The organism is Coprococcus sp. ART55/1, assembly GCF_000210595.1.
GTDB lineage: Bacteria > Bacillota > Clostridia > Lachnospirales > Lachnospiraceae > Coprococcus > Coprococcus aceti.
Window position 1 is genome coordinate 995,137 of record NC_021018.1, and the last position, 5,104, is coordinate 1,000,240.

General features: G+C 44.4%; 4 protein-coding genes. All 4 read left to right on the forward strand.

Features of this window, described 5'->3' with window-relative positions; all coding sequences use genetic code 11:
• On the forward strand, positions 1 to 2,059 hold a 2,059-nt coding region (locus CCU_RS04670; RefSeq protein WP_208895992.1), incomplete at its 5' end, for an ABC transporter permease.
• Between the two features lie 64 nt (positions 2,060 to 2,123).
• Positions 2,124 to 2,810, forward strand: a complete 687-nt coding sequence (locus tag CCU_RS04675) for a response regulator transcription factor (RefSeq protein ID WP_015533759.1) — start codon at positions 2,124 to 2,126, stop codon at positions 2,808 to 2,810.
• 24 nt (positions 2,811 to 2,834) lie between these two features.
• The gene (locus CCU_RS04680; RefSeq protein ID WP_015533760.1) at positions 2,835 to 3,872 is read left to right on the forward strand and encodes a sensor histidine kinase; all 1,038 of its coding nucleotides are present in this window, start codon (positions 2,835 to 2,837) and stop codon (positions 3,870 to 3,872) included.
• Positions 3,873 to 3,909: 37 nt separating this feature from the next.
• A complete protein-coding gene (gene fliB / locus CCU_RS04685; RefSeq protein WP_015533761.1) occupies positions 3,910 to 5,010 on the forward strand; it encodes a flagellin lysine-N-methylase in 1,101 nt (366 codons plus the stop codon).
• Positions 5,011 to 5,104 lie beyond the last annotated feature (94 nt).

Sequence of the window (5,104 nt, forward strand, 5' to 3'; positions counted from 1 at the left end):
AAAGCAGATACTTGACAATATGGGTATCACGTCGCCAAAGGTAGGTCAGAATGTTACGTTTGTGATGGATGGTGAGAGGAAAAATTTTGTGCTCTCAGGCTGGTACACAGGATTTGCCAAGAGCAGCGTATGCCTGGTGTCAAAGAAATATGTGGATTCCCAGGGAATAGATATGCAGAAGGATGGACGTGTCAGTATCTCCGCAAAGGAGGGCAAGGGTGATAAACTCCAAGATGAACTTGAGAAAAATGTTACTTTGAGGCAGGGCCAGAAGTTTGACGTGAAATATGATGTTCAGTCTGAAAATGGTTCAAACCGTGTTTTTATAGCTATAAGTATAGGCATTATAGCTCTTATGATACTCCTTAGTGGATATCTTCTTATATATAATGTAATGTATATATCTGTCACAAAGGATATAAGATTCTATGGAATGCTGAAGACCATCGGAGCCACGATGTCCCAGATACAGAAGATAGTGAAAAAACAGGCACTATATCTGGCTTGTATAGGAATTCCGATAGGTGTACTCCTTGGAACGGCGGTGTCATTTGGCGTTGTTCCTCTTGCTATGAACATGCTGTCGGTAGACAGGGAAGCTGCACTTTCATCGGCGGTCAGTTTCAATCCGGGAATATATGTATTTTCCGTGGTATTTGCATTTGCAACTGTATTTATAAGTGCAAGGAAACCGGCAAAATATGCAGGAAAGATATCCGCAATCGATGCTATGAAATATGCTGGAAATATATCGGGGACAAGATATAAGTCCACAAGTGGAGGAAGACCCCGGAAGATGGCATGGAGGAATGTGTTTCGTGAAAAAAAGAGAAGTATACTTGTGTTCGCATCAATATTCATGGGTTCAGTTACATTTCTGTGTGTGAATACATTTATATCATGCATGGATGCGGACAGTTATATAGAGCACTATCTTCACAATGATTATGTGCTATATGGCGACGGAGAATCAGATAACTCTAAGCCTCAGGCGACCATGGCAGATATCGCGGATCAGATGCGAAACATTCCGGGTATGGGTACTGTAGAGGTGGACAGAAGCGCAAATGTAAGACTGCCATTTGATGCTGAACTTTATGCACCGTTTATTGAGACCGAGGATGACCCGGAATCTCTTGCGACATTTTATGAGACAACGACCAACAGTGAGGCACAGTATGGGGCACCGCTGATATCGGTCAATTCAGATATGATAAAGCTCTACAACAAAACTGCCAGACAGAAGATTGATATAGATGCATTCGAAAAAGGAGAGGTATGTCTGATAGGTTATGTAGATTCCATATCAGCGTCGGAGCGGATGACGGATAAGACTCTGACACTTGTAAATGACCAGACGGGCAGGAAGAGACAGATCTCAGTCGGTGCAGCCATGATGAGAACAGAGCAGTCAGCAATCACCGCTGGGTATTATTGGACACTTGGTGGAGCTCCGGAGGCGATATTTGTGAGTGATGCGGTGATGGATGATCTGTTCCCGGATGCGGAGATCTCATGCATCATTGCGGATGCGGAGACAGGAAAAGAATCAGAAGTGACACCATATGTACAGCGCATCGTAAAGGAAAATCCAGTCATAGCCGGTAGTGATATCAAGTCGGTGGAGGGCTCGGAATTCAAGAAGTCTATGCTGTCGCTTGAGGTGATAGGCGGTGGAATGTCGATCATATTGATACTTATCGGAGTGGTGAATTATATCAATGTCATGATCACCGGTGTATATACGAGAAAACTGGAACTGGCAGTGCTTGAGAGCGTTGGAATGACAAAGAGGCAGATACGTAATATGCTTATGTACGAGGGCATGTTTTATGGTATTATAACAACAGTACTTATTGTGACACTTGGAAGCCTTATGATGTATGGAGCTGGCCGGCTAAGTGTGAATATAGCCGATTATGCAGTATTTCATTATCCGTATGCACTTGTTGCCGGAGTCGTTGTTGTGCTGTTTGCTATATGCATTGTGGTTCCGGCGATGGTGTTCAGACTTGTGACAAAAGATACGGTGACAAGCCGGCTGAGAGAAGCATCATAGATATTTGGCAGACCGGGAGTCATGAAAATGATATGGAATCAGTATGTAATTGATAGGAGAAAGTATGAAACGTATTTTGGTCGTGGAGGATGATGTGATCATATGTGGAGGTGTGAAGCTATTCCTTGAAAAGAGGGGATACGAAGTTGAAACTGCGTACTCATGCAAGGAGGCGGATGGCTGTCTGGAACATGGCTTCGATCTGATATTGCTTGACAGAAACCTTCCCGATGGAAGGGGCCTTGACTACTGCAGAGAACTGAGAAAAAGCACAAAGGTCCCGATCATCTTCCTCACGGCAAGAGATACGGAGGCTGATATGATAGAGGGGTTCCGGGCCGGCTGCGATGACTATATAGCGAAGCCGTTTTCCGTGGAACTTCTGTATCAGCGGATAGAGGCAGTCCTTCGAAGAAGTGAAAATGCACTGGATGGGGTAAAGCGCGAACGTTTTCATTATGGGGATATGAGTGTTGACTTTGAACGGATGCAGGTGTACATATCGGATGAACCGATAAAGCTGTCCGTTACGGAATACAGGATACTGGAACTGCTGATAAAAAATAAGGGGCGCGTTCTCACAAGGGATATGATCATACAGAAGATTTGGGATGACAATGAAAATTATGTGGATGAGAACACGCTGAATGTGCATATCAGGAGACTGCGTCAGAAGATAGAAAAGGATGCCGGCAATCCGGAGTATGTGATCACGGTGTTTGGAATTGGATATACATTTGGCGAGACATAGGCAGGGGTAGATAACAGAGATAATATGGATAAATATATTGAAAACTATGGTAAATATACGAAGAGAGTGAGGATGCTGTATGTATGCTCACTTCTTTTGTTTGTGTTTTTAGCAGTATTTGAGTATGTATGTTCAGGAAAAATACTTGCGGCCATAGGCGCACTGGCGTGTGGTGTAGTTATGTATGTTGTCATAAAGTTGCTGCAGAAGTCGGATGATGACTTTATTTCGGAGGTAGTGGCAGCTATGTCGGATCTTCTGGACAATCTCTCTGAGCTGAAACGGCATCAGGTATTTCCGGAAAATGATGATTCGCTGGTATCAAGGCTGCAGAGCAAGGTTGACAAGATAATCGACGCACTGAAGCTTCAGAATTCCAGAGAGAGGCTGGAGCATGAGAATATTAAGGGGCTGGTATCGGATCTTTCCCATCAACTGAAGACGCCAATATCGAACCTGAGGATGTACACGGATTTTCTGAAAAATCCGGATATAAGTGATGATGAGCGTACTCAGTACTTGCAAGTCCTTGAGCTGGCGGTGGAGCGCTTGTCATTTCTCTCGGAGAGTATGATAAAGGTATCCAGACTGGAAAGCGGACTTATCAATCTCGATGTGAAAAGCCAGAGTATAAATGACACTGTGCTGCAGGCAGTGAAAGATGTATATGTGAGTGCGAAAAATGCCGGTATAACTATCAGATATGATGAACAGGTGAAATGTGATATACAGCATGACAGAAGATGGACTGCGGAAGCGTGTTTCAATCTTTTGGATAATGCGATAAAATACGGAAAAACTGGAAGTGAGATAGTCCTGTCGGTCAGAAAACTAGGACTCACGGTTGAAATCAGTGTGACAGATGAGAATGAACCAATAGGAGAGGATGAGCGTACACATATATTTGAGAGATTTTACCGTGGCAGAAATTCCGGTGACAAGGATGGTGTTGGAATAGGCCTTTATCTGTCAAGGGAGATCATAGAAAAACAGGGCGGAATGTTAAGCGTTATTCCCCAAAAGGACGGTAACAAGTTCGTGATCGTGCTGCAGAGCCGATGAATGGAATAATGGCATGATTATATATAAAGGAGTACATATGATTTACACATACCCGGATTATTATAAGAAATTCAGCTGCATAGCGGACAAATGCCCGGACACATGCTGCGGCAAATGGCAGATAGTGATAGATGACGATTCTCTTGAAAGGTATCAGGAGTATGATGGAGATTACAGACCGGAGCTTCACCGAAAAGTGAACTGGAAAGAGGGCGTTTTCAGGCATAGTAGAAGTGGAAAGTGTGCATTTCTGCGGGATGACATGTTGTGTGATCTGTATATACACATGGGTAAGGAAAGCCTTTGTACCACCTGCAGGGAGTATCCGAGACATACGGAGGAATTCGAGAACGTGCGCGAGGTTTCGTTATCACTTTCATGTCCGGAGGTGGCACGTATACTGATGAACATCACGGACAAGGTGACATTTGTGACCGAGGAGGATGACGAGGACGAAGTGTTCGATGACTTTGATTATTTCCTGTATTCCAATCTGGAGGATATCCGGGAGGCGATACTGAATGTCATTCAGGACAGAAGTGTGGACATCCGGAGCAGAATAGAGCGGGTGATTCAGATCGGTGCGTCGGCTCAGAGACACTATGATGAGGGCGACCTTGTCATGTGGAATGAGTGTGAGGAGCGGGATAAGCCGGAGATCCATGGAGAGCATGAGGAGCATATCCTTCTTCAGAAGCAGGCCATGTTCCTTATAGAAGAGCTTGAGCTTCTATACGATGACTGGGAGGATGTGCTCATTGAGTCGCAGGAGCTTTTGTTTGGACAGGGTGAGGAAGCTTTTGCCGGCAACAGGAAGAGGTTTGATGCATGGTGGAGAAATCACGGTGGGTGTGCCCCTCATATGACATTGGACATATTCCTTGAACAGATCATAGTCTACTTCATATCGATCTACCTTCTCGGCGCAGTGTATGACGACAATATATCCGGCAAGGTGAACGCATGCGTCGGACATGCGGTTGAACTCTATATGCTACTCATGGCGAGATGGCTCAGAAATGGTGAGACTCTGTCGGTGGATGATCTCATAGAGCTCTCTTACAGATATTCCAGGGAGATAGAGCATTCGGACGAGAATCTTGAACAGGTTGAGGTTCTAGATTGGTTTGGTCTGTAAATAAAAAAGCAAGCATCGTTATATCAGAAACAGGTGCTTGCTTTTTGTCATGTGTGGGAATAGTTATATTTTCTCAAGATCCTTATACTGCTCC